At 65.0% G+C, this 3,647-nt stretch carries 5 protein-coding genes; 4 read left to right on the forward strand and 1 reads right to left on the reverse strand.

The window, feature by feature from the left end:
- A partial coding sequence (locus tag EOA23_RS32570) for a M3 family metallopeptidase (protein ID WP_145966559.1) occupies positions 1–746 on the forward strand: 746 nt, incomplete at its 5' end.
- A gap of 69 nt (positions 747–815) precedes the next feature.
- On the opposite strand, the gene EOA23_RS32575 is transcribed toward EOA23_RS32570, so the two are convergent.
- A complete protein-coding gene (locus tag EOA23_RS32575; RefSeq protein ID WP_127307090.1) occupies positions 816–1,052 on the reverse strand; it encodes a hypothetical protein in 237 nt (78 codons plus the stop codon).
- Positions 1,053–1,097: 45 nt separating this feature from the next.
- Between EOA23_RS32575 and EOA23_RS35940 the strand changes: the two genes are divergently transcribed.
- The 3 genes from EOA23_RS35940 to EOA23_RS32590 form a co-directional block, all read left to right on the forward strand.
- Entirely contained in the window at positions 1,098–1,787 is a 690-nt protein-coding gene (locus EOA23_RS35940; protein WP_189341797.1) for a proton-conducting membrane transporter, read from the forward strand.
- Positions 1,788–2,179: 392 nt separating this feature from the next.
- Complete coding sequence (locus EOA23_RS32585) at positions 2,180–3,325, forward strand: aminodeoxychorismate synthase component I (protein ID WP_127307092.1); 1,146 nt, start codon at positions 2,180–2,182, stop codon at positions 3,323–3,325.
- Positions 3,274–3,647: aminotransferase class IV (locus EOA23_RS32590; protein ID WP_189341798.1), on the forward strand; the 374-nt coding region annotated here is incomplete at its 3' end. The genes EOA23_RS32585 and EOA23_RS32590, both read left to right, overlap by 52 nt.

Here is a 3,647-nt window from a genome sequence, read left to right on the forward strand (position 1 = left end):
CGCCGGTGCGGCCGGGCAAGTCGCCCGGCGCCTTCGCCCACCCGACAGTGCCGTCGGCGCATCCTTACGTGCTGCTCAACTACATGGGCAAGCCGCGCGACGTGATGACGCTGGCGCACGAGCTCGGCCATGGCGTGCACCAGGTGCTGGCCGCGGGCCAGGGCGCGCTGATGGCCTCGACGCCGCTGACGCTGGCCGAGACAGCCTCCGTCTTCGGCGAAATGCTGACCTTCCGCTCGCTGCTCGAACAGACCAGTGACAGACGCGAGCGCAAGGCCATGCTCGCTCAGAAGGTCGAGGACATGATCAACACGGTCGTGCGCCAGATCGCCTTCTACGAGTTCGAGCGCAAGGTGCATACCGAGCGCAAGAACGGCGAGCTGACCTCGGACCGGTTGGGTGAATTCTGGCTCGAGGTGCAGGCCGAGAGCCTGGGGCCGGCAATCAAGTTGCGCGACGGCTACGAGGTCTTCTGGACCTATATCCCGCACTTCATCCATTCGCCCTTCTATGTCTATGCCTATGCCTTCGGCGACTGCCTGGTGAACTCGCTCTACGCCGTCTACCAGAATGCCGAGCGGGGATTTCAGGAGAAGTATTTCGAGATGCTGCGCGCCGGCGGCACCAAGCATCACTCCGAGTTGCTGGCGCCCTTCGGCCTCGACGCCACCGATCCCGCGTTCTGGCAGATCGGCCTCGGCGTGATCGGTTCGCTGATCGACGAGTTGGAGGCGCTGGACAAGTGAACAGCAACGAAGCCTTCATCGGCAGCTATAGTTTAGCAAAGACGCATATTATCCGGACTCTATTCTTGCCTAAATAGCTGTTCTTGAATAACTCTCCGGCGCATTTTCAACTGGCTTTCGACAAGCCATATGATAGCGTCCGGCCTCAAGCTCAGCCGGACGCATTGCGCAGGCCAGAGATGCCTGCTGCTCCGCTACGGCGAATGCGATGATGGCCGTCGGTCCGGACAAGACCGAAACGCCGATGGCTCGATTGAAGCCGGCGGTTCCACCGAACACGGAACCTTTGACGATCCTTGGCGGCAAGCGCGCCCTCCCAGCCGCGGCCGACGGATCGGACTGGAGAGGGAAATGAGCACTTTCTTCTACATGCTCCTGGCGTTCGTTGTGGGTATCCTGGTTGGCTGGTTCATCTGGGGTCGCCTGCGCGGCGAGCTCGACAGTCTGCGTGGCGATCTTGATCGCACCCGAAGCGAGCGCGACAGGCTGCGCGCCGACAGCGACCGGCTGAAGGGCGAGCTCGATGCCTGCGGCCGTGCCCGCGCCGATCTCGAAAGCCGGCTGCGTGACGCGCCCAAGGCCGGCGCCGACAAGGCCGCCACGCCGGCGCCCGCGGCGCTGATCTCGACACCGGCGAGCGCGACATCGGCAGCGGCGAAGCCGGCCGCCGCGAAGAAGCCGGCGGCCACGAAAACTGCGGCAGCGAGGCCCGCGGCCAAGGCAGCCGCGCCGAAGAAGGCGGCCGCTCCCGCCAAGAAAGCTGCCGCGCCAAAAGCCGGGGCCGGCAAAGCCGACAATCTGCGCCGCCTCATCGGCATCGGCCCTGTCAACGAAAGGCTGCTCAAGGGCCAGGGCGTCACCACCTACGCCCAGATCGCCGCCTGGACCGACGCCGATGTCAAACGCATCGAGGAGGTGCTCAATTTCGACGGCCGCATCGCGCGCGAGAAATGGATCGAGCAGGCGAAACTGCTGGCCGTCGGCGACGAGGCTGAGTTCGTCAGGCAGTTTCCGACGGCTGGCATCGCAAGCAACACCTGAGCAGCCCGCCAGTTTCGCCAACGGTCGGCCACAGGCGCCCATTTTTTCGTCATCCTATGGCGTAGCGAGGAGCGAAGCGACGAGCGCAGACCATAGGATCCATTCCGTGACCTGCAAGCGTTGCGGCGGTGCAAAAAGGTCTTCGTTCTGCACCGCCTTTATTCTTCGCGCGAGGCCACGGAATGGATCCTCGGGTCTACGTGCGCGCTTCGCTCCCGCTCTGCCCGTGGATGACGAAGGTTCGGGCGTTTCCGCCAATCCCTGCAAAATCAGCTAGCGAACAACTTCCTCACCGACCGGACGCCTTTGCGCCGCCCAACGCCGTTCCCTCGATTGCGCGTCGGCGGCCCCCCATATAGAGCGGTCGACTGAATTGTCCGCTTCCGAGGCTCATGCCCCTGCCCGCAGCCATATTCCGCAACGACGAGAGCGCGCGTCAGTTGGTGTTCGACCGGCCGCACGAGATCATTCTCGCGCGCACAGCGGAGGAGTTCGCGCCGGCGCTCGAGCGAGCCCAGGCTGCTTCCGACGCCGGCAAATGGCTGGCGGGCTATTTCTCCTACGAAGCAGGGTACCTGCTCGAGCCGAAGCTGGTGCCGCTGCTGCCCGAGGGCCGCCGCGCGCCCTTGGTCTGCCTCGGGATCTTCGATGCGCCTGTCGACCAGGCGGTGCCGCAAAGCGCCGGGCCCGCCAGCAACGGCCCGATCTTCGATGCGAGGGCAACATGGTCCGCCGAGGACTATGCCGGCCGTTTCGCGCGCCTTCACAATCACATCCGCAAGGGTGACTGCTACCAGGGCAACCTTACCTTCCCGGTCCATGCGCAATGGTCCGGCGATCCGCTTGCCGCCTTCGACGCGCTGACCGAGCGCCAGCCGGTCAAATACGGCGCGCTGATCTCGCTCGGCGATCCGGTCGTTCTGTCGCGCTCGCCCGAACTGTTCTTCGAGATCGACGCCGACGGCATGATCGAGACGCACCCGATGAAGGGCACCGCGCCGCGCGGCGCGACCAAGGCCGAGGATGCCCGGCTGAAAGCCTTCCTGCGCAACGACGAAAAGAACCAGGCCGAGAACCGGATGATCGTCGATTTGCTGCGCAACGACATCTCGCTGATCAGCGAGGTCGGCACGCTGGAGGTGCCGGAACTGTTCCGCATCGAGACCTATCCGACGGTGCACCAGATGGTGAGCCGTGTGCGGGCGAAGCTGCTGCCCGATATCGGCATCCGCCAGGTCTTCGCCGCGCTGTTTCCTTGCGGCTCGATCACCGGCGCGCCAAAAATCCGCGCCATGGAAATCCTGCACGAGCTGGAAGACGCGCCGCGCGACGTCTATTGCGGCGCCATCGGCTGGACCGCGCCGGGCGGCAGGATGCGTTTTTCGGTGGCGATCCGCACCATCTCGCTCTTTGCCGACGGCGAGGCCGTCTACAATGTCGGCGGCGGCGTCGTCTTCGATTCCACCGCCGAGGAGGAGTATCGGGAGTGTCTGTTGAAAGCGCGCTTCGCGACGGGAACGGTGCCGGCTTCGAGCTGATCGAGACCATGCGCTGGGAGCCTGGTTCCGGCTTCCTGCGCTTCGAGCGCCACCTCGCCAGGCTTTACGCGTCCGCCGCCGAACTCGGCTTCGCCTGCGATCCCGACCGGGTCGGCGAAGTGCTGTCGAACACCGTCAACGGACACGGGATTGCCTTGCGCGTGCGCCTTGCCTTGCAGCGCAACGGCGAAGCGACGGCTGCCGCTCAAGCCTATGAACCGCTGCCCGCCGACAAGGTCTGGCGGCTGCAGCTGGCGCGGATCCGTCTCGATTCCACCAACACGATGCTGCGCCACAAGACCAGCCTGCGTCAGGTCTACAC

Source organism: Mesorhizobium sp. M2A.F.Ca.ET.042.01.1.1, assembly GCF_003997405.1.
Taxonomy (GTDB): domain Bacteria; phylum Pseudomonadota; class Alphaproteobacteria; order Rhizobiales; family Rhizobiaceae; genus Mesorhizobium.

Bases quoted from the DNA above. Each gene is read 5' to 3' on its own strand.
- EOA23_RS32585 (WP_127307092.1), top strand. From the start codon at position 2,180: ATGCCCCTGCCCGCAGCCATATTCCGCAACGACGAGAGCGCGCGTCAG.
- EOA23_RS35940 (WP_189341797.1), top strand. From the start codon at position 1,098: ATGAGCACTTTCTTCTACATGCTCCTGGCGTTCGTTGTGGGTATCCTG.